The 20,554-nt window shown below is 61.8% G+C and carries 16 protein-coding genes; 6 read left to right on the forward strand and 10 right to left on the reverse strand.

The window, feature by feature from the left end; genetic code table 11:
- The first annotated feature begins 3 nt into the window (after positions 1–3).
- Genes JNB89_RS01010 through xylB form a run of 4 tightly spaced genes read left to right on the forward strand, consistent with a single transcriptional unit; the run spans position 4 to position 4,649 of the window.
- Entirely contained in the window at positions 4–1,038 is a 1,035-nt protein-coding gene (locus JNB89_RS01010) for an NAD(P)-dependent alcohol dehydrogenase (protein WP_220360911.1), read from the forward strand.
- Between the two features lie 3 nt (positions 1,039–1,041).
- Positions 1,042–2,217, forward strand: a complete 1,176-nt coding sequence (locus JNB89_RS01015; RefSeq protein ID WP_220360912.1) for an ABC transporter ATP-binding protein — start codon at positions 1,042–1,044, stop codon at positions 2,215–2,217.
- Between the two features lie 44 nt (positions 2,218–2,261).
- A complete protein-coding gene (locus JNB89_RS01020) occupies positions 2,262–3,140 on the forward strand; it encodes an AraC family transcriptional regulator (RefSeq protein ID WP_013341305.1) in 879 nt (292 codons plus the stop codon).
- Positions 3,141–3,188: 48 nt separating this feature from the next.
- Positions 3,189–4,649: a xylulokinase gene (gene xylB / locus JNB89_RS01025; protein WP_220360913.1), complete on the forward strand. Its 1,461-nt coding sequence runs from the start codon at positions 3,189–3,191 to the stop codon at positions 4,647–4,649.
- 170 nt (positions 4,650–4,819) lie between these two features.
- Here the strand turns inward: xylB and JNB89_RS01030 are convergent, their stop codons facing one another.
- Complete coding sequence (locus tag JNB89_RS01030) at positions 4,820–6,283, reverse strand: M20 family metallopeptidase (RefSeq protein ID WP_220360914.1); 1,464 nt, start codon at positions 6,281–6,283, stop codon at positions 4,820–4,822.
- Positions 6,284–6,681: 398 nt separating this feature from the next.
- Here JNB89_RS01030 and JNB89_RS01035 point away from each other — a divergent pair, with 398 nt between their 5' ends.
- Positions 6,682–6,993 carry a superinfection immunity protein gene (locus JNB89_RS01035; protein ID WP_220360915.1) on the forward strand — a complete coding sequence of 104 codons (312 nt, stop codon included), beginning with the start codon at positions 6,682–6,684 and terminating at the stop codon, positions 6,991–6,993.
- A gap of 20 nt (positions 6,994–7,013) precedes the next feature.
- Here JNB89_RS01035 and JNB89_RS01040 read toward each other — a convergent pair whose 3' ends face one another.
- The 4 genes from JNB89_RS01040 to JNB89_RS01055 form a co-directional block, all read right to left on the reverse strand.
- Positions 7,014–7,283, reverse strand: a complete 270-nt coding sequence (locus JNB89_RS01040; RefSeq protein ID WP_220360916.1) for a YodC family protein — start codon at positions 7,281–7,283, stop codon at positions 7,014–7,016.
- A gap of 478 nt (positions 7,284–7,761) precedes the next feature.
- Positions 7,762–9,441 (reverse strand): MFS transporter, encoded by a 1,680-nt coding sequence (locus JNB89_RS01045; protein ID WP_220360917.1) that lies wholly within the window; start codon positions 9,439–9,441, stop codon positions 7,762–7,764.
- Between the two features lie 30 nt (positions 9,442–9,471).
- Positions 9,472–10,110: a TetR/AcrR family transcriptional regulator gene (locus JNB89_RS01050; RefSeq protein WP_218741392.1), complete on the reverse strand. Its 639-nt coding sequence runs from the start codon at positions 10,108–10,110 to the stop codon at positions 9,472–9,474.
- 123 nt (positions 10,111–10,233) lie between these two features.
- The gene (locus JNB89_RS01055; RefSeq protein WP_223216665.1) at positions 10,234–12,654 is read right to left on the reverse strand and encodes an FdhF/YdeP family oxidoreductase; all 2,421 of its coding nucleotides are present in this window, start codon (positions 12,652–12,654) and stop codon (positions 10,234–10,236) included.
- A 604-nt stretch (positions 12,655–13,258) separates the two neighbouring features.
- Here JNB89_RS01055 and JNB89_RS01060 point away from each other — a divergent pair.
- On the forward strand, positions 13,259–13,846 hold the full coding sequence (locus tag JNB89_RS01060; protein WP_220360918.1) for a class I SAM-dependent methyltransferase: 588 nt from the start codon (positions 13,259–13,261) through the stop codon (positions 13,844–13,846).
- A gap of 23 nt (positions 13,847–13,869) precedes the next feature.
- Here JNB89_RS01060 and JNB89_RS01065 read toward each other — a convergent pair whose 3' ends face one another.
- From JNB89_RS01065 to JNB89_RS01085, 5 genes are all read right to left on the reverse strand, one after another.
- Positions 13,870–15,006 carry an acyltransferase family protein gene (locus tag JNB89_RS01065; RefSeq protein WP_220360919.1) on the reverse strand — a complete coding sequence of 379 codons (1,137 nt, stop codon included), beginning with the start codon at positions 15,004–15,006 and terminating at the stop codon, positions 13,870–13,872.
- A 553-nt stretch (positions 15,007–15,559) separates the two neighbouring features.
- A complete protein-coding gene (gene ftsH / locus JNB89_RS01070; protein WP_220360920.1) occupies positions 15,560–17,473 on the reverse strand; it encodes an ATP-dependent zinc metalloprotease FtsH in 1,914 nt (637 codons plus the stop codon).
- Complete coding sequence (locus JNB89_RS01075; RefSeq protein ID WP_220360921.1) at positions 17,470–18,306, reverse strand: universal stress protein; 837 nt, start codon at positions 18,304–18,306, stop codon at positions 17,470–17,472. Before JNB89_RS01075 ends, ftsH begins: the two co-directional genes overlap by 4 nt.
- A gap of 205 nt (positions 18,307–18,511) precedes the next feature.
- Positions 18,512–19,207: a hypothetical protein gene (locus JNB89_RS01080; RefSeq protein ID WP_346656178.1), complete on the reverse strand. Its 696-nt coding sequence runs from the start codon at positions 19,205–19,207 to the stop codon at positions 18,512–18,514.
- 196 nt (positions 19,208–19,403) lie between these two features.
- Complete coding sequence (locus JNB89_RS01085) at positions 19,404–20,054, reverse strand: BON domain-containing protein (RefSeq protein WP_220360922.1); 651 nt, start codon at positions 20,052–20,054, stop codon at positions 19,404–19,406.
- Between the last annotated feature and the right edge of the window lie 500 nt (positions 20,055–20,554).

A 20,554-nucleotide genomic window follows, 5' to 3' on the forward strand; every position in this document is an offset into this window, starting at 1 on the left:
GTTTTGAAAGCCCTCGTACTCGAAGAAGCGCGCCAACTCGCGCTGCGCGATATCGACCTGCCGCTCGAAGTCGGTCCTCGCGACGTCAAGATCAAGATTCATACGGTTGGCGTTTGCGGTAGCGACGTCCATTACTACACGCACGGACGCATCGGACCATTCAAGGTCGAAGCACCGATGGTGCTGGGCCACGAAGCGTCGGGAACGGTGGTCGAAACCGGCCGCGAGGTCACGCACCTGCGGATGGGCGACCGCGTTTGCATGGAGCCGGGCATTCCTTCGTTCGATTCGCCCGCGACGATGCGCGGCCTGTACAACCTGGACCCTGCGGTTCGTTTCTGGGCAACGCCGCCCATTCACGGTTGCCTCACGCCTTATGTCGTGCATCCCGCGGCATTCACCTTCCGGCTTCCCGACAATGTCTCGTTCGCCGAGGGCGCGATCGTCGAGCCACTGTCTATCGGGCTACAGGCCGCCAAGAAGGCTGCGATGAAACCCGGCGATGTCGCCGTCGTCATCGGCGCGGGGACAATCGGCGCGATGACCGCCCTCGCCGCACTGGCAGGCGGCGCGTCGCGCGTGATTCTGGCCGATGTGGTCAAGGAAAAGCTGGCTCTCTTCGCCGACAATCGGGCAGTGACGACAGTCAATGTGGCGCAGCAACGGCTGGCCGATGTGGTTCGGGAAGTCACCACAGGCTGGGGTGCCGACGTCGTGTTCGAAGCGAGTGGCAACGCGAAGGTATTCGACGACCTGTTCGATCTGCTTTGTCCCGGTGGCTGCGCGGTCCTGGTCGGGATGCCGGTCGACCGCGTGCCGCTTGACGTCGTCGCCATGCAGGCGAAAGAAGCGCGACTTGAATCGGTGTTTCGCTACGCGAACATGTTTCCGCGCGCGCTCGCGCTCATCAGCTCGGGAATGATCGACGTGAAGCCGTTCATCTCGCGCAAGTTCGCGTTCGCCGACAGCCTGAGCGCGTTTGAAGAGGCGGCAGCCGGGCGCCCGGACAACGTCAAGATCCAGATCGAGATGGACTAAGCCATGGCCAAAATCGTCTGCAGGGGCCTCACGAAACGTTACGACGGCGGGCCGCCAGTGCTGCATCCGCTCGATATGGAGATCCGCGACAGCGAGTTCGTGGTGTTGCTCGGGCCATCCGGATGTGGCAAGTCCACGATGCTTCGCATGATTGCAGGTCTCGAAGCTATCACGGGCGGAGAACTCGCAATTGGTGACACCGTCGTGAACGACTTGCCGGCGCGCGAGCGTAACGTCGCAATGGTGTTTCAGAACTACGCGCTATATCCGCACATGACTGTGTATGACAACGTCGCGTTTGGCCTGCGCCGGCTCAAGGTGCCGGCTGCAGAGATCGACCGTCGCGTGCGGGAAGTCGCTGCGATGCTGAACCTCGACGCGTTGCTCGATCGCAAACCGCGCGCAATGTCGGGCGGCCAGCAGCAGCGCGCTGCGATCGCCCGGGCAATGATCAAGACGCCAGAGGTGTTCCTTTTCGATGAGCCGCTGTCCAACCTCGACGCGAAACTGCGAGCCCAGTTGCGAGGCGACATCAAGCGGCTACACCAGCGCCTGAGAACCACGACAGTGTATGTGACGCATGACCAATTGGAGGCCATGACGCTCGCCGACCGGGTGATTCTGATGCGCGGCGGGCGTATTGAGCAGGCCGGCACGCCATCCGATCTCTACCATTTCCCGCGAACGCTGTTCGCCGCCGGGTTCATCGGCACACCCGCCATTAATGTCATATCCGGGACGATCGAACGGACAGGTGAAACGTGCTTCGTGCAGGTGCAGGGGCAGCGCTGGGCGCTACCCGGGCCGCGTTTCGCAGGACTGCAGGACCGCCAGGCGGTGAAACTGGCGATCCGGCCAAATTATCTGAAGGTGGCATCCGCAGACGACGAGTCCGGCTCGCTGAGGCTTCGCGGCAAAGTGGAACTGATCGAACTGCTGGGCGCAGAGGCGCTCGTCACCTTCGAATCCGGCGGCGAACGCCTGGCCGCGCTGGTGCCGGCGGACGAGCTACCCGAGCTGAATAGCGTGGTAACGTTTCAGTTCAAGGTAGCCGACCTGCACGTTTTCGACGCGCAGACGGAGCAGAACGTCTCGTTGCCTGTTGCTGAGAGCACCGGAACAACGCACGCAGCTTCGTCACATCAGGATGCGGGAGTACAGGGAGCGGCTTTGCATTAACAGAAGAAGACGCGGCGTCCAGACGGCCGAGGAGGAGAAGCGGTATGAATCCAGACCTGGAGTTGGTGCACACGCGACGGGACGAGTCGTTCCGTGCCTGGGCGCACGACTATCCGCATACGGTAGCGAAATGGCACTTTCATCCCGAGTATGAAATTCACGTGATCCGGGCGTCCACCGGCAAGTTTTTTGTCGGTGATTTCATTGGTGACTTCGCGCCAGGCAACCTGGTGATCACCGGGCCGAATTTACCGCACAACTGGATCAGCGAAGTCGGCGAGCGCGAAACCGTGCCGTCACGCGACGTGGTTCTCCAGTTTTCGCGCGACGCGGTCGAACGCATGGTGGCCGCCTTCCCGGAATTGCACTCGATAGTCGGCCTGATCGACGATGCAGCGCGGGGAATACAGTTTCCTGACGCGGTGGGCTTGGCGATTGCGCCGATGATGCTCGAGCTTGCTGTTTCGCACGGTTGTCGGCGCGTCGAATTGTTGATGTCGATCTTTGACAGGTTGTCGTCGTGCACCGAGCGCAGATTACTCGCGGGACCCGCATACGATGTCAACGCGCATCGCTACATGCAGTCCACGATCAATCAGGTGCTCTCGTACATTCAGCAGAACCTGCCGGGCACATTGCGCGAAGCCGATGTCGCCGAGCTTGCCGGCATGAGCGTGAGCACCTTCACACGCTTTTTCCGGCGACATACCGGGTGTACGTTCGTGCAGTACCAGAACCGGCTGCGGATCAACGAAGCGTGTGAGCTGCTTATGTGTTCGACGCTCAGCGTGACGGAGATCTGCTATCGCGTCGGCTTTAACAATCTGTCGAACTTCAATCGTCAATTCCTTGCAACGAAGGCGATGCCGCCATCGAAGTTTCGCGCGCTGCATCAGCTTAACGAACACATGATCGCGGCTTGACGTTTTGCTTCGGCAAGGCGAGCCGGCCGCAAAACCGGGACGACACTCTTGACATTCCTTGGAATCGACCTCGGGACCTCCGAGGTAAAAACGCTGCTCACAGACGACGAATCGCACACGATCGCCACCGGCGGTGCACGACTCGAAGTCGAGCATATTCACCCCCACTGGTCCGAACAGAGCCCGCAGGCGTGGTGGCACGCCACGCTTGATGCAATCGCGCAGGTGCGGGCGGCCAATCCCGCAGGCTTTTCGGCGCTACGCGGTATCGGGTTATCTGGACAGATGCACGGCGCGACCCTGCTTGATCGCGCCGGTCAGGTGTTACGCCCGGCGATCCTGTGGAACGACACCAGGGCGTTTGCCGAATGTGTGGAACTCGAAGCGCTAGTCCCCGAGTCGCGCTCGATTACCGGCAACCTTGCGATGCCGGGTTTCACCGCGCCGAAACTGCTCTGGCTGTCCAAATATGAACCGGCGGTGTTCCGCGCAGCGCACAAGGTCCTGTTGCCCAAGGACTACGTGGCGTGGCGGCTCACCGGTGAGTTCGTCTCCGAGATGTCCGATGCGTCGGGCACACTGTGGCTCGACGTCGCGAAGCGCGACTGGTCGGACAGGATGCTCGCCGCGACCGGGCTTTCGCGTGAGCACATGCCGAGGCTGGTAGAAGGCAGCGAGGCTGCGGCTCAATTGAACGATACATTGCGGCGCGAATGGGGCATTGCGAGCCCAGTGCTGCTTTGCGGCGGTGCGGGCGATAACGCAGCAAGCGCGATCGGCATGGGCGTCGTCGACGCCGGTAGCGCGTTTCTGTCATTGGGCACGTCTGGCGTGCTGTTTGCCGGGACCGACCGGTTTGCGCCGAATCCCGCCCAGGCGGTGCACGCGTTCTGCCATTGCCTGCCGGACCGCTGGCACCAGATGAGCGTCATTCTGTCGGCGGCTTCGAGTCTCGCGTGGCTGTCCGGCGTGCTCAAGAAGGACGTCGTCGAGGCTGCCGGCCTGGCCGAGCAGGCCGACGCGCGGGGCGCACCGCTCTTCCTGCCGTACCTGAGCGGCGAGCGTACGCCTCACAATGACGCGAATGCGAAGGGTGTGTTCTGGGGGCTGACGGGCGCTCACAGTGAGGCCGACCTTGCATACAGCGTTATGGAAGGCGTGGCGTTCGCGATGGCCGACGGCTACGCAGCGCTACAAAGCGCCGGGACGGCGCTGGACACGGCGTCTTTCATCGGAGGCGGCTCGCGTAGCCGTTTCTGGGCGAAGCTCTGCGCAACGGCCACAGGCGTTGCAATGCGCCGCCATCATGGCGGAGATGTGGGCGCCGCTTTGGGCGCTGCACGGCTTGCGCGGTTGGCCGTCACGAAAGAGAACATCAACGAGGTGTGCACGTCTCCCGCAACGATCGAGATATGCGAACCCGACGCAGCGCACCGGACCGTGACCGAGGACCGGCTCGCGCGGTATCGCAGGATCTACGCGGCGCTGAAAGACGAATTTTCGAGGTAAGTGTCCAGCCGGATTCACCTAACCCGGCGTTCCCGGTTGAGAGTGCCGATGTCTCTTGCCGGCCTTCCCGTCGCGCCGTTGCATTTTTCTGCGGGCGCGGCTCGGATTGCTGGCGAGGCTGCGCGCGGGCGCGCCGGCTCGCCACGCCCGACGAGCCGCGCGCCGCCCGATCAGGGCGCTGCTGCAATCACCTGGGCGACCGCCGCCGTCAGCTTCTTGCCGTACGGCACGTGCAGGAACTCATTGGGCCCGTGTGCATTGGACTTCGGCCCCAACACACCGCATACCATGAACTGCGACTGCGGAAAGCCGGCCTTCAACACGTTCATCAGCGGAATCGTGCCGCCCTGCCCTATGTACGCGACGTCCGCGCCGTAATGCGCGCGCGAGGCGTCGTTTAGCGCAGTGGCGAGCCACGGCGCGAGTTCGGGCGCGCTCCAGCCGCTCGCCGCGCCGGCGTCCGGCTTGAAGGTGACCCTGGCGTTGTACGGCGGGTCGAGTTCGAGCAGCGCCTTCAGTTCCGCGACGGCCTTTTCCGCTTCGATCAGCGGCGGCAGGCGCAGCGACAACTTGAACGCGGTGCGCGGACGCAGCACGTTGCCGGCGTCGGCAAGTGCGGGCAAGCCGGCCGCGCCGGTCACGGAAAGCGACGGACGCCACGTCGAGTTGAGCAAGGCCTCTTTCGGGTCGGTCGTGGTAGGCAGCACCTGGCGGCCGTCCTGGCCGCACGCCCACGGCAACTTTTTCCACACGTCGTCGCCGAGAATGTGCGCGGTGGCCTCGGCTTCGCGCAAACGCTCGGCGGGAATCGGGCAGTGAAAGCCCTTTGGCAGCAGCGTGCCGTTGGCCGCGTCCTCGAGCCGGTCGAACAGTTGCCGCATGATGCGAAAGCTCGACGGCGCAATGCCGCCGTAGCCGCCCGAGTGAATGCCTTCGTCGAGCACCTGAACTTCCAGATCGCCGGCGACCAGTCCGCGCAGCGACGTGGTGAGCCACAACTGATCGTAATTGCCGGCGCCCGAATCGAGGCACACCACGAGACCAACCTTGCCGAGCCGCTCGCGCAATGCGTCGACATACGGCAGCAGGTCGTAGCTGCCCGACTCCTCGCACGTTTCAATCAGACCGACGCAGCGCGGCCGCTCGACGCCTTGCGCGTCCAGCGCGGCGAGCGCGGTAATGCTCGCGTAGATCGCATAGCCGTCGTCAGCGCCGCCGCGTCCGTAGAGCTTGTCGTTTTCCAGCTTCGGCGTCCACGGACCGAGGTCGCTGCGCCAGCCGTCGAACTCGGGCTGCTTGTCGAGGTGGCCGTAGAGCACGATGGTTTCGTCGCTGCCGGAACGGGTGGCCGGGGTCTCGAAAAAAATCACCGGCGTGCGGCCCGGCAAGCGCACGATCTCGAGCGTGAGGCCACGCACCGGCTGCTGCTCGACCCATTGCGCGGCGTCGGTAATGACGCGCTCCAGGTAGCCATGCTGCACCCACTCGGGGTCGAACGCGGGACTCTTTGCGGGCACCGCGATGTAGTCGGTCAGCGCGGGCACTATCTCGTCGTTCCACTTGCGGTCCACGAATTCGCGCAGCGTGTCGGGGTTCAGGCGCTGAGCCTCTTGGGTCGTATCGTCGGAGATCATGATGGCAGTCCGTAACGGTTTCGTTCACTCGAAACGGACATGATAGTCCTGATGCGGCCCGCGCTGAAGTGTTCCGAGCCTGGCGCCGATGCCACGGCCCGCCCCACGGGCGCATACGGCATTGCAGCGCACGGCAAGGCACAGCACAGGAGTGCAGCGCGTGCGTAATGGCATTCACCCTCTGCGGCTGCGCAGGAATCGCGGCGCTGCATCGAACCAATTGCCGAGATGCACTGGAAAGCTTTCACCCACGCTGCACGCGGCCGACAATCGCGCGACAATCGGTAGATGAGCCGCAACGCCCCACGCATTGCGCGGGCCTTGCACAGGAGCCGCGCCCGCAAGGCCGGTGACGCGGCGACCCGCCGTGCGGCGACTCAGGTTTCGGGAGACGGCATATGAATGAGCGCGTTGCCATTCAGATCATCGCCGTGGTGATCGCGCTGGCGCTGTATTTTCTGCCGGCGATTCTGGCCGATCGACGCAAGCGCGTCGACGTGCTGACGCTTGCACTCTTCAATGCGTGCCTGGGATGGACTGTGCTTGGCTGGCTGCTCGCGCTCTACTGGTCGTTGCAGCCGAACCCGCCGAAGGATCTCGCGGGCGAAGTGGTGGAGAAACGGAAACTGGTGAGCATGCGCGCGTTTTCGTCCGCGCTACTGGTGCGCGTTCAGCGGCGCGAAACGACGCGAGATCGCCCGCAGAAATAAGCGTGCGCTAACCCCTGCCTTCATGCGGCGCGGCTCATGCGGTTCCACCGCACCGATCCGGCCGGAATGGAACGCGGCTCGGCACGCACGCTGGAAGGCGCAAACATTTCGCGGCGCAATTCGCCCTGCTCGTCGAACCACTCGCACACCAGCCATTCGCCAGGATTGAGCGCCACCGGGCCTGCGTACGTCACCGTCATGCGCGGGCCTCCATCTTTCAACGTGACGACGTCGCCAGTGCTGAAGCGGGCGGGAAGCGGTGTGAGTGCGTCAATGGTAGCGGTCAGCATTTTCAATCCTCTACGGAACTTTTGCAGTATTCAAGTCATTGCGCCGTGTATCGACTACGACCAACTGAGGGATGCCTCTAGAACGCGTTCAGATTAACAATCGAAAATGAAGTCGGCAAGCGCTTTTCATTAATAACGCGCTAATAAGCCTGAGAAAGACACTTTGCCGCAGTGCAATTGCGGGTTACACCGGAGTCGCCACCCGCAAGGCGTTGCAGGCCGAGCGTGCGCGAGCGCACAGAACGCAAGAATTACTGGCCCTGCCGGCCCGCGCAGTAGATAGTGCACGGCAAAATGCTTCAAATCTGAAACACCGTTGAATCGGCATAGGGTTGCTGCCATTTAGCACGCATTGCGGATTACCTATGAATGACGCAATCATCCCTAAATGGCCTGGCGAATTAAATGAAATCCGTGTGAAAAGCGTTAATGATTTTTACGCTGCCACAGCCATGAAAACGATTACCGCGCCGCACTTTTAAAGCGTGCGCGCAGCGCGGCGCAACGCGAGTTGCTGATGCCGCACCAGCAGCACGCTCAGGCCGATGCAAGCGAACATCAGCACTGCGTTGATCGCAAGACTCAACTGGAATGCTTGCGCATACGCGGCGGGCGTCGCGCTTGCAGCATGGCCGCTGCTCATACCCGTCGCATGCGCCGCGCCGAGTGCGCCGAAGAACGCGCCGCTGATCGCAGCCGTGCCGAATGCCGAGCCGATCTGCAAGGTCGACGACACCACGCCCGACGCGAGCCCCGCTTTTTCAGGCGCGACCTCCTGCAGCGCAATACGCATGATGTTGGGCAACAGCAGACCATGGCCGACGCCCGCGCACACGAGACCGGCATAGAACGCGAGGTCCGGCGTTGCGGCCTCGGTCGCGGCCCAGCCGGTCACCGCGAAACCGAGCGTCATCAGCGAAAAGCCGAGCGTGAGCACGTGGGCGCCAATGCGCGCGACGACCGCCGGCGAGGTCAGCGGCCCGATCACGAAGCCGACCGCGAACGGCATGATGGCGACGCCCGAGGCGAGCGGCGTCCAGTGCAAGCCGGTCTGCAGAAAGATGCCGTAGGTCAGGAAGAACGCGCTGTTGCAATAGAACAGAAACGCGAGCGCGAGACCCAGCGCAAACGCGGGATTGCGAAACAACTGCAGATCGACGAGCGGATGCCCGCCGCCCTGCTCCACCCGCTTTTCGGTGGCGACAAAAAGCGCCAACGCGGGCACCGCGAGCGCGAACATCGCGAAAGTCCATGCCGGCCAGCCGGCTTCGCGGCCGTGCGTCATCGGGTAGATCACGAGCAGCAGCACCGCGCACAGCAACGCGACGCCCTTCATATCGAGGCTGGTGCGCGTAGCCGGCTGGTTCTCGGGCACGAACCTCCACGTGCCGAGAAACGCCACGATGCCAATTGGAATATTGATGAGGAAGATGATGCGCCAGTCGAGCCCGAACGGGTGATAGGTAATCAGCGCGCCGCCGCCAAGCTGCCCGACGATCGACGAGAGGCCGAACACAAAGCCGTAAAGACTCATCACGCGGGTTTGCTGATGCAGCGGCACGACGGCGCGGATGGTCGCCAGCACCTGTGGCGCCATGATTGCCGCCGCCATGCCCTGAACGATGCGCGAGATCACCAGCATGTGGCCGCTCGTCGCGAAGCCGCATAAGGCCGAGGCGACCACGAACCCAGCCATGCCCGCCATGAAAATGCGGCGCCGGCCGAACAGGTCGCCGAGCCGGCCACCGGTAATCAGCAGCACCGCGTACACCGAGGAGTAAGCCGATACGACGAGCTGCAGTTGCGCGTCGGTCGCGTTCAGGCCGCTGCGAATGGACGGCAGCGCGAGATTGACGATGAAATAGTCGAGCGGCGCGAGAAAAGCGCCGATAAACAGCACGGCTAGAGCCAGCCCCTGACGCGCAAAAGCGGGCGCGGGTTGGTCGACCAACGACGCGGGCTGTGCCGGGTGCCTGCTGGGACTGCCGGTGTTGGCCATGCGATGTCTTGCGGTGGCCGTCGCGCTTTGTGCCGCGGCGCTCGCCGCGACAGGTCCGGGGCAGACGGCAACGCCTGCGGCGGCGGCGCCTCGCGCGGCTGCCACGCCATCGGCCTCGGCGCATGCCGTCGACGACGACTTGATCGGCTCAGATTTCATGACTGATCGTTCAATAAATAGATAAAAAAATTAGATGAGCGCCCGCATCGCAACCTCGACGATGCCGGTCAGCGCGTCTTCCTTGTGCGCGACGCGCCCCAGCACGCGCAAACCTTGCATGACGCACAGCAGAAAATCGCCGGCGGCTTTTTCGTCGAGTGTAGAGCTGAATGCGCCGCTTGCCTGGCCGCGAATCACCGAGGCTGCAAGCAACGTCGCCATACGGCGCTGGATGGCGGCGACGCGGCTGCGCAGTTCGTCGTCGCCGGGTTGCATTTCCAGGGTAGTGTTGGTGATGAAGCAGCTGCGCTCGCCGGAGAGCGCGCAGGCAACGCGCGCGTAATGGAGCAGGGCATCGCGCAGAGCCTCTTGCGGCGGCACCGGCGCATTCAGCCGCTCGGCGAGCCGGGCCACTGAACCCTCGGCGTAATGGTCCAGCGCGGCAAGCATGATGCCGTGCTTGTCGCCGAACACGCCGTACAGGCTGCCGCGCAGCAGGCCGGTAGCCTTGCAAAGGTCGTCGATAGAGGTGGCGTGGTAGCCGTGGTTCCAGAACACCTGGCTCGCGCTGGCGAGCACGGCATTCGTGTCGAACTCGCGCGGCCGTCCGCGCGGACACATTTCCCCCGCTTTCTTCGGCGACGAATGAGGTTGACCGGTTGGTTTCATCCAACCGATATTATGACTAACCGTTCAATAAATCAAACCGAAGTTTCGTAGGTGGCGGTTCGGGCCGCTTGTCCGCGAGCAAACCTGCGACGGCCGCGAGGCCGATGATCCGGGCACGATAACTTACATTGGCGTCGCCCCGTTGTTCGGACGGTGCGGCTCTTCGCTTGCGATGGAGGCGCCCGTGCGGTCGTTGCGCACATCGCCGCGCTGCCACGAAGACACGTCGTCGTCCGGCAGGCAATCGCCGTTGCTAAGCGAGAGCAGCACGGGGATCGACTTGTACGAGGGCGTCCCGCTGCGAGCATCGCAGTCGTCCAGTGCGAGGAGGCCGTTGGCCTCGGGATAATAAGCGGCCATCGATCCGCGTGGAATGTCGTAAGCGACGGCTGTCACGCCGCACAAGCGGCGCGATCCGCCAAGACTTACTGTGTCTTCGATCGCCTCGACGTCGACCAGATCGCCATGCTGAAGTCCGCGCGCGTCGAGATCCTGCTCGTTGACGAAAACCACGTCGCGCCGCCCCGATATGCCGCGATAGCGATCGTTGTAGCCGTAAATGGTCGTGTTGTACTGATCGTGACTGCGTATCGTCGCGAGCAGCAGCGCGTCGCTGCGATTGACGCGCGGGTCCTCCATCACGCCCCGATGAGCAATGAAACGTGCGCGGCCATCAGGCGTATCCCAACGGCGCGCAGACGCAGCGTTATAAAGCCGGAAACCGCCCGGTTCGCGAATGCGCTCGTTGTAGCGCTCGAACTGCGGGAACACGGCTTCTATGAGGTCGCGGATGCGGCTGTAATCGGCGGCCCAGCCGTCCCAGTCGAGCGTCGCGTCATCGAGCGATGCTTTGGCAATGCCCGCGATGATCGCCGGCTCTGACCGCAGATGCTCTGACGCCGGCGTCAACGAACCTTGTGACGCATGCACCATCGACATCGAATCTTCCACGGTGACGGACTGCGGCCCAGTTGCCTGCACGTCGAGTTCCGTGCGCCCAAGACAAGGCAGCAGCAGCGTTTCGCCGGCGGTCAGCAAGTGAGAGCGGTTCAGCTTCGTGGCGATATGCACGGCGAGATCCAGCTTGCGGACGGCGTCGAAGCACACGCGCGGGTCGGACATCGCGACCGGCAGATTGCCGCCAAGACAGATGAGCGCCTTTGCGCGTCCGTCGCGCATGGCCTGCATGGCGACAATCGCGCCGTGCCCGTGTGCGCGGGGAGGCTCAAAGCCGAAAACACGCTTGAGCGAATCGAGGAACGCGGGCGGCGGCACTTCCGTGATACCCACCGTGCGATCGCCCTGCACGTTCGAGTGCCCGCGCAACGGGCAGATGCCCGCGCCGTCGCGGCCGATGTTTCCGCGCATGAGCAACAGGTTGGCGATCTGCTGGACGTTCGCAGTCCCGCTGCGATGCTGGGTAATGCCCATGCCATAGCAGGCAATCACCGCACGAGCTTCCGCGTAAATCCGCGCAAGCTTTTCAATTTCTTCCCGCGCAACGCCCGAGGTGGATACGACATCGTCCCACGGCGTGGCTTCCAGATCGCGCACCAGCTCGTCGAAACCGATGGTGTGCTCGTCGATGAACGCGCGGTCCAGCACACCGTCGCCGCTCTGTTCACGGCTCTCGCGATCCATCTGGAGCAGCGTTTTCATCATTCCCTTCAAAACCGCCACATCGCCGCCGACCTTGACTTGCACGTAGTCGGTGGCAATCGGCGTGGAGCGTCCCGTCACCATTTCGACAGGGTCTTGCGGCGACGCGAAGCGTTCGAGTCCCCGTTCGCGCAGCGGATTGAGCACCACGATTTTTGCGCCGCGCCGCGCGGCTGCGCGCAGCGTCGCAAGCATGCGGGGATGGTTGGTGCCGGGATTGTGTCCGATGCTGAATATCGCATCGCAATGGTCGAAGTCGGCAAGCGTGACCGTGCCCTTGCCGACGCCGATGGATTCCGGCAGGCCCACGCTGGTAGGTTCGTGGCACATGTTCGAACAGTCAGGAAAGTTGTTCGTGCCGAACCTGCGGGCAAGCAGTTGGAAGAGGAATGCCGCCTCGTTCGACGCCCGGCCCGACGTATAAAACTCGGCCATGTCCGGGTCGGGCAACGCGCGTAGCGCGGCGCCAATGCGTTCGAAAGCGGCGTCCCACTCGATAGGCATGTAACGGTCGGTGGCCGCGTCGTAACGCATGGGATGCGTGAGGCGCCCTTCGTCTTCGAGCGCAAAATCGCTCCATTTCCACAGTTCGCTGACAGTGTGCCGGGCGAAGAATTCGGGCGTCGTGCGCTTGCTGGTCGCCTCCCAGGACACCGCCTTCGCGCCGTTCTCGCAGAACTCGAACGATGACGTGCTGCGCGGGTCCGGCCATGCACATCCGGGGCAGTCGAAGCCGGACGGCTGATTGACCTTCAGCAGCATCGTGGCCTCGCGCGCCACGCCCATTTGCTGACGCACGGCACGCGCCACCGCCTGCAAAGCGCCCCAGCCGCCGGCCGGACCTCCGTACGGGCCAACGCCCGGTACTTCCCGCTTGCTCATCATGTTCCTCCTGTCGGCATCCCCTGTAACTGCGCAAAACCTATGCCTGTGCGTTCGAGGGTCAGCAGGACTTCAGCCGCGCATCGTTGCATACCGTCTGGTCGGCCCTGAGCGTTTCGCTCGGACGTCGGCTACTCCTGATAGGTGCCGTCATGGGAAGAAAAACAAGTTTCCGCTGTCCGTTGCCAGCCGGCGCCGGCTACTCAGTCGTGGACGTGCTCCTGGGGGTACTGGCGCTGCCCGGCCGCCCAATCTATGAGACTCGCCGTGGGACACGGTGGGCGCAAAGTTTTCGCGGGCAGATGTGCGGCGTGTCGAATTCACCAAGACACGTTGCTGCGCTAGCTTTGCGTTTCACGCGCCTTTGACGATTAGCTTTCGATGATCCTATAGACGGTTCGGGCCCAAAATAGCCTTTGACCAAACGCTCTGAATCGCCGAGGATTTCAGCTGGTCGATGTCTCCTTGCGAATCGGATGCCAAGCTCTCAACCAACGGTCAGGAAAATGTTGGGACACGTTTGGTCGGACATTCGCAGACTCCGATGGATATTGAGTCGTTATGCTCCCGCGTCGACCCAACCCAGGCACAACCTATAGAAAACTCCATGGACATCAGAACTCTTAGCGCCTACGACCACAATTCGGCCTCATTCGCCAAAGACTGGGATGAGCAGCCTCCGGCGACAGATTTGCACGCGCTCGTACGGAAGTACTTCCGTCCCGGACGCACGGCGGACGTCGGCTGCGGCAGCGGACGCGATGCTGCCTGGTTGTGTTCGAACGGTTTCCCGACCGTGGGCCTGGAGCCTTCGAAGGGTTTGCTGAACGAAGCCCGACGGCGCCATCCTGACGTCCAGTTTCAGCTCGCCGCACTACCAGAGCTGGAGGGCATTGCTGACGCCAGTTTCCAGAACGTGCTGTGCGAAACCGTCATCATGCATCTGGAGGCAGAACTGATTGGGCCTTCGGTACGCAAGCTCCTCGACATCACCGAACCGGGAGGAACTTTGTATCTGAGCTGGCGAGTCACCGAAGGCAGCGACCGGCGCGACGAACATGGACGGCTCTATGCGGCCTTTGATCCTTCGTTGGTTCTCCACGCCTTATCCAACGCAGCGATCGTTCTGGACGAGCAAGTGGTGAGTCCTTCGTCAGGTAAGGTGATCCGTCGCATCATCGCCAGGAAGGAATAGACGCGCCTGGAGTGCAAGAGCCGTCATCTTTGCAGCCCAGGGTCAGCGCTAATGCGTTCCGGCGAGCGCCCATACTTCCAGGTTGCGAGCCGTTTTCCGAGAGCGTTGCCTCCGTCTTCGACGAACCTGTTGGCTACCATTGACAGCGGGGCCGTGAGAAGCAGAGTCAGCACACCCAGCAATGAGGCCATGAGCAAAGGATTGTGTTGAATCGCGGCGGTTCCGAACACGGCCACCATGGCTGCGGCAATCCCAAACACTATCGGGAAATGAAGAACGTATACGCTGTATGAGATCTTGCCGATGTAGCCGAAAAAGCGACCATCGAGAAGCGGCATTCTTTTCTTGTTGTGGTACAGGCAATAGACGATTACAGCCGCAATCAGGATCTCGAGCGTTTCAATGTTCTTTAGACCCACGCTGCTTTCGAGAGCGACTCTGAAGTACATCAGGACCGGTATCAGACCAAGGCCAATCAGTCGGTAACGAGCATTCCCGATCCCGCGCGATGAAGGAATCAAGGCCCCGAGACCGAAGGCTAATGAATAATGGAGCGAGAGATTGCGTGGGATCGGTAGAAAAGCAAGCAACGCGATTAGGATCATAAACGGCCCGCGCGTGCGCTCGTTCGTCACCATGAGAAAAATGACCGGGAACAGAATCGAATAGAACAGCTCCACGCGCAATGTCCACATTGGCCAGTTCAAATGCACATAAATGGCGGCCAACGACAGCATGACAGACCTTGCAGTGATCTCTGAAGGATAAGCGTCGAGTGCCCAGGTACTGTAAGCAGGCGAGGCGAGTCCCATTCTGATCAGCGGCCACAGGCACAGCGTCAACGCGATGGATACCCACAGTGCGGGATAAATACGGAAGAACCGCTTCACGTAGAATGCCTTGATCCACGACCTGTCGGTGGAGCCGGAGGCAGTTTGCAAGGACAACGCGAGTACGCAACCACTCAGAACAAAGAAAAGTTCGACGGCGGCCTGTCCGTTCAACGTTCTGTCAACCAGGATCGATATGAACTCTTCAAGCGAACCTGCGCCATACCGTTCTACGATCAGGCGACGAAGATCGAAAATTGTCCATACGTGCGTGCCCACTACCGCAACACACGCGACGCCCCGTAGTGACGTAAAGCTCTTTACATTCATTGTAATTTCCTCGACGGAGACCCTGGATTCCGCACGTCGACGCAGCCTGGTAAGGCCCTTCTGTGGCCTCGCTCTGGTGCCGTCCTGAAACGTTAATAATCGGAGGCTTATTCGTCAGAACGTAAGCTCGAAGAGTCACTCGCTATCTGAACGAGGGCCGCGTCGACGAGAACGCAGCTTATTTGAAAGAACCTTGCCTTCTCTACGGCAGTCGTCATATCGGGAGGTGTTGGCCGGAACCGAAGATAAAACGTGGTCCGCCGAACGCATTTAATCTCGGGCAAATGTGCCGGAGACGACGGATCTAAATCGCATTGATGCGTCTTTCTTGAAGAAGTCGCATTGTGCGAATGGCGGCATTATGCTTTCTGGATTTTGGATGTGTTTCTGGATGGAGTTTGGTACAACTGGCCATGTGGCTAAATAACCAGAGCGACATGAGCGCGGTCGCACCGAACTCCGACCGCAGCGGGTTTCTCACGCGTCGATAATTGCCAGGTGAAAGATGGCAGGTCCGCGCCGCGTTCAGGCAAGACAGAGGCGCGCCGCCTGCTCAGCCGGCCGCCGTCTCAGGCGCGCGTTCAGTCGATACGCCGCGTATGGCTTCTTGCAACATCTGCTGGTCGAGCACTTCCCGCTCGAGCAGTAGCCGCGCGATTCGCTCGAGCGTCGACCGCTGGGTAGCAAGCGTCGCGCTAACGCGCGTATGTGCATCGTCCAGCATGGTCCGGATCACTTCGTCGACAAGGCGCGCCGTGTCGTCGCTACAGAACGAACCGCGCCAGCGGTCCAGACCCTGCGATGCCATCTGCTCCGGAGAGCCGCCAACCGTCGCAAGCCCGATACGCTTGCTCATGCCATATCGCGTGACCATATGGCGCGCCATGGCGGTAGCGCGCTCGAGATCGTTTTCCGCACCCGTCGATACATCGCCGAAGATAAGTTCCTCCGCGACGCGGCCGCCAAGCAGAGCATCGAGCCGGTCGAGCAGCTCGCCATACCGCAGCACGTAGCGGTCTTCGGTCGGTACCTGCTGCGTGTAACCGAGCGCCGCGACCCCACGCGGAATGATGGAGACTTTCTTGACTGGATCGCAATGCTTGCGGCTGTACGCAACGAGCGCATGGCCTGCTTCGTGATACGCAATCGTGATTTTCTCCTGCGCGTTCATCACCCGGCTTTTGCGCTCCATACCTGTCATGGCGCGGTCGATGGCTTCGTCGAAATCTGACATGTCCACGGCCGGTTTGTCTGCTTCGGCTGCATGCAGCGCAGCCTCGTTGACCACGTTGGCCAGATCCGCGCCAACGAAGCCCGGTGTACGCGACGCCAGCTCGTTGAGATCCACCTCGGGCGCGATCTTCACATGCCGGGTGTGTACGGCGAGAATCTGGCGCCGGCCGATCAGGTCGGGTCGGTCGATTGCAATGTGCCTGTCGAAACGCCCGGGACGCAACAGCGCCGGATCGAGCGTTTCCGGGCGATTAGTCGCCGCCAGGATGATGACGCCGGAATTGGATTTGAAGCCATCCATCTCGATCAGCAACTGGTTGAGCGTCTGTTCCCGCTCGTCGTTACTGGAAGTCAGGCCCGCGCCGCGCACCTTGCCGAGCGCATCCAGTTCGTCGATAAAGATAATGCATGGAGCTTCGGCCTGCGCCTGTTCAAACAGGTCGCGCACCCGCGCCGCCCCGACGCCCACGAACATTTCGACGAAAGCCGCGCCGCTCACAGAAAAAAATGGCACGCTGGCTTCGCCCGCCACCGCTTTCGCCAGCAGCGTCTTGCCGGTTCCCGGCGCGCCGACGATCAACACGCCCTTCGGGATCTTGCCGCCAAGCCGTCGATAGCGCTCCGCATCGCGCAGAAAGGCAACAAGCTGACGGAGCTCGGCCTTGGCTTCGTCGATTCCGGCGATATCGTCGAAGGTAATGCCGGTTTCGTCCTGCACGAGAATGTGCGCATTGGTCTTGCCCATCTGTGTGTATTGCTGCAAACCGCCGGAACGCCGCCACAGCAGGTTCCAAACGAAGAAGAGAGCGAGGAGCGGCAGCGCCCATGAAAGCAGCATGCCGGGCCATGCGCTGTCGACGTCGCCGGTGTAGCGAATGCCGGCGGCGGAAAGGCTTTCAACGAGTTTGTCGTCAGCAACGCGAGTTGTAGTAAAGCGCCACGGTTCGCCGTGATTCTTCGCGGCAGTCGCATCCGAAGCCGGCAGGAGCGACGCGGCGCCCGGCATTCTGAGCGTGCCGCGAATCTGCGTCGGCGTCACCTCCAGATTTTCCACCTGCCTTGCCGCAACCAGTTTCTGAAAATCGCTATAGGCGACTTCGGTCGTGGGGCTTTGGAACATCAGAAACTGCAGCGCGGCCAGCAGGAAGAAAAAGAGCGTGAAGGCGATGGTCGTCGCGTCGGACCAGCGAGCGGATTTGCGCGGGCCTCGAGAAGAACGCTGAATTGGCTTCATGATTGAGCGGGGACGAGCAGAAGCGGCACGTCCGCCACCAGCGCAACCGCGGCGGCCACGCTGCCATAGCGCCACACGGCTCGCGGCGTCGCGCCATGTGTGCCCAGCACCAGCAGGTCGGCGCCCCACTCCCTAGCGGCCTGCACGATTGCGTGAGCAAGGTTGTCGCCGTGATGCGCGGCAGCGAGCACGGTGGACGCGGGATCGGAAGCGCTTGCACCGTCCGCTTCAAACGAGACGTACGCTCGCCGCAATTCGGCGTTGTTCCCGGCGACTCGCTGGGCCTCGGCGACAGCGACGAGCGCGCTCGCACTCTCGTCGCTTGCAACGAAGATCCGGCGCGGCGGGACGTGGAACCGGTGTGAACCATCCGTTGGGAGGAAGAGTACGTTGCAAGCGGCGGCCTGAGCCAGATGCGCAACGGAGCGGTCGTCGCAAAGCACGATGTCCGCGCCCCAGCGGTGCGCCACTTCGCCGATCGACTGCGCCGCATTTGCGCCGGCGGCTAGTTTCAGCGTGCCCGACTCGATCGCATCGACGCCGCGTGCAAGCAGCGCACAACGTACTGCATCGGCCGTCGCGACGTCAGCAGAGGAAACACCGCGCGGGCTTCGCGGCGTGCCGTCGCATGAAGACTCGCTGCCGGGCAAGCTGGCGACTTCCGCAACGGCGTCCGGTGTGGCCCACGCACTAACGTAATCGACGGCCATTACCGGTAAGGCGCTGCCTTCGCGCACCACCACCAGCAGTCTGCGATAGCAGCCATGCGCCGCGGGCTTGCCCACAGCCGCGCTGTTTCGTGGCGCCTCATCGAGCAATTCAGCGGGTTTCATCGGGCTCTCCATCGTCGCGACCAGGACACACTCAAGCATCCGCGATGGCCTGCCATTGGGCTTGATGTCGATCAATCCCCGGCTATCTCCACGAAGGTGTTATGGGAAACCCCGGGGAATTCACTTGCTCGCCTCTATGCTTAGCGCTCGTTCGAATGTCTTATGTGGCCAAAGCCAATTCACCAGGTCGGGTTGTCCGGAATAATCAGACTTCCGATTTCCAAGGCCATGAAGGGTAAAAGCGCGGGTCGCTCTCCACACTTTCCACACTTTCCACACTTTCCACGCTTTCCACGCTTTCCACGCTTTCCACGCTTTCCACGCTTTCCACGCTTTCCACGCTTTCCACGCTTTCCACGCTTTCCACGCTTTCCACGCTTTCCACGCTTTCTCGCGACTTCCGTGCGTGGGCATGATCATCGCTCTCGATATCGCTGGAGTCCGCGCGGGCGCCCGCTGTCTCGCCGGTAAGTGGATTCGGCTCTAGCGCATCCTCGCCTGCGGCAGCGAGGTCCGCCTTACTCTGCTCAACGGCTTCCAGGCCAGTGCCGAACCACGCAACCTCCTCGCGGAGCGTCGCGACATAAGCGTGCCATCCGGGCGCATTGCCGACGAACAACGCTCGCTGGACCTCGCGCGCCAATTGCTCGCGATCTAGTTCCAACTCCAGCAATTCCTTAGGCCACGAACGAAAGGCAGCTACAGCATGGCTGACAAAATCCCGCGTGGTCATAGAAGACGAAACGTGCGTCAGAAGAGGTAGACCCTTGAGCGAGTCGGTCGCGGCCAGCGCTTCGCGGACGGTTTGTTCACCGCTGCTGCAATTCATGAGACGATTGACCGCTTCCAGTACATCGCCGAGATGAAGCAGCAATGCGCGTCGCTCGTACGCATCTTTCACGATCCCGACTCCTATTCCCGACACTGACTCGAACCCGAAGTGTGACGGCCTTCGCTGCAACACGATAACCTGGCAACCAGCAAAGCGGCACGGCGCGCATTGGGCCGTTCCGCCGCTGCAGCGCTGGATGGATAGGATGTTCCGCAAGAATGGTCGGACCACCGCGCGGTATGCATATCGCGTCCGCCGTCACGGCTCAGGCAACGGTCAGTTGATCCACCACCCACCGGACTCCTTTAGTGCCCCATGCCACGCCGCACGCGACCCGCTTGTCGAGCAGCGAATCAACCACGCCGGTCAGCCTGACAACGCCATCGCGCACGTCGACCGAAACACCCTCTGACTTGTGCCGCGAGCGCCGTTGCAAGGCATCGGCAATCTGTTTGCTTATGTCTGCCGCCACTGGGTTGGCTCGCACCTCGATCTGATTGGCAACGCCCACTACCCCGCGCATGCGGGTTACCAGCGTTTCGGCCATCTGACGCTGGAAGCCGTACTCCACCTCACCCGTGAGCGTGACGCAACCGTGTTCAACCACTGCGCGTATTGCGTCGCGCGGAAGTCCTTCCTGCCATTGGAGGGCTGAGACGATTGCGGCGGCCAGATCTTCATCCGATTGCCTTAGCGGAGACGGCGCACGAACGACGACATCAAGCACGACCGCACGACTGCCTGCTACGCGCTGCACGGCTTTCTGCAAAGCAAGTTTTTGCGCACAACTATTTACGGAGCCCTCGAGAGTGACGATACGGTTGAGCACCGTCGCGGTAACGTTTCTCGCGTCGAGTGCGGGATCCCAAAGCAGCTCCTGATCGACGTCATGCTTGAGTTCCTGATCTGTTTTCATCCAAATCTCCTGCCGCTGTGGGGCTCGCTGTCCGCAGTTCGTAGTGCGCGATCCAGGTCGTGGTTGTGAGCGCATACGACAACGGATGCGAGAACCATAGTCCCGCGTTGGCAATCTGCGATTGACTCAGGTCAACCGCTATCCGGCTACATCGAATGCCATGCATTGAATGAGATGTCGTGTTATACGTGTTGCATCTCTTCAATGGAAATAGGAGTGCACGAATTACCGATGCCGACTCGCAACCGGACAATCGGAAATTCTTGCGTGCTACTGCCAATATCTTTTTTGATTCTACGAAGCGAGTCACGCTCCGTTCGCGTCCGGGCTCATAGCGCGTCTATCTGTGCCGAACGACACGAAGCGGAGTACCCGCGCAACGCACATTTTTGCTTCCCATCTATTGCCGGGTTCTACGTCCCGGCATGTTGATTTAGAATGACTGCACGGTCGTGCTGAGCAATTGCCAAGCAGTTGCTCAGCAATATCCGGCAGCAACC

The sequence above is a fragment of the Paraburkholderia phenoliruptrix genome (assembly GCF_019511605.1).
Taxonomy (GTDB): domain Bacteria; phylum Pseudomonadota; class Gammaproteobacteria; order Burkholderiales; family Burkholderiaceae; genus Paraburkholderia; species Paraburkholderia phenoliruptrix_A.

What these genes read in the sequence shown, in the direction of transcription:
- JNB89_RS01015 (WP_220360912.1), top strand. Translation starts at nt 1,042, where the DNA reads ATGGCCAAAATCGTCTGCAGGGGCCTCACGAAACGTTACGACGGCGGG.
- JNB89_RS01020 (WP_013341305.1), top strand. Translation starts at nt 2,262, where the DNA reads ATGAATCCAGACCTGGAGTTGGTGCACACGCGACGGGACGAGTCGTTC.
- JNB89_RS01030 (WP_220360914.1), bottom strand. Translation starts at nt 6,283, where the DNA reads ATGATCTCCGACGATACGACCCAAGAGGCTCAGCGCCTGAACCCCGAC.
- JNB89_RS01035 (WP_220360915.1), top strand. Translation starts at nt 6,682, where the DNA reads ATGAATGAGCGCGTTGCCATTCAGATCATCGCCGTGGTGATCGCGCTG.
- JNB89_RS01040 (WP_220360916.1), bottom strand. Translation starts at nt 7,283, where the DNA reads ATGCTGACCGCTACCATTGACGCACTCACACCGCTTCCCGCCCGCTTC.
- JNB89_RS01045 (WP_220360917.1), bottom strand. Translation starts at nt 9,441, where the DNA reads ATGAAATCTGAGCCGATCAAGTCGTCGTCGACGGCATGCGCCGAGGCC.
- JNB89_RS01050 (WP_218741392.1), bottom strand. Translation starts at nt 10,110, where the DNA reads ATGAAACCAACCGGTCAACCTCATTCGTCGCCGAAGAAAGCGGGGGAA.
- JNB89_RS01055 (WP_223216665.1), bottom strand. Translation starts at nt 12,654, where the DNA reads ATGATGAGCAAGCGGGAAGTACCGGGCGTTGGCCCGTACGGAGGTCCG.
- JNB89_RS01060 (WP_220360918.1), top strand. Translation starts at nt 13,259, where the DNA reads ATGGACATCAGAACTCTTAGCGCCTACGACCACAATTCGGCCTCATTC.
- JNB89_RS01065 (WP_220360919.1), bottom strand. Translation starts at nt 15,006, where the DNA reads ATGAATGTAAAGAGCTTTACGTCACTACGGGGCGTCGCGTGTGTTGCG.
- ftsH (WP_220360920.1), bottom strand. Translation starts at nt 17,473, where the DNA reads ATGAAGCCAATTCAGCGTTCTTCTCGAGGCCCGCGCAAATCCGCTCGC.
- JNB89_RS01075 (WP_220360921.1), bottom strand. Translation starts at nt 18,306, where the DNA reads ATGAAACCCGCTGAATTGCTCGATGAGGCGCCACGAAACAGCGCGGCT.
- JNB89_RS01085 (WP_220360922.1), bottom strand. Translation starts at nt 20,054, where the DNA reads ATGAAAACAGATCAGGAACTCAAGCATGACGTCGATCAGGAGCTGCTT.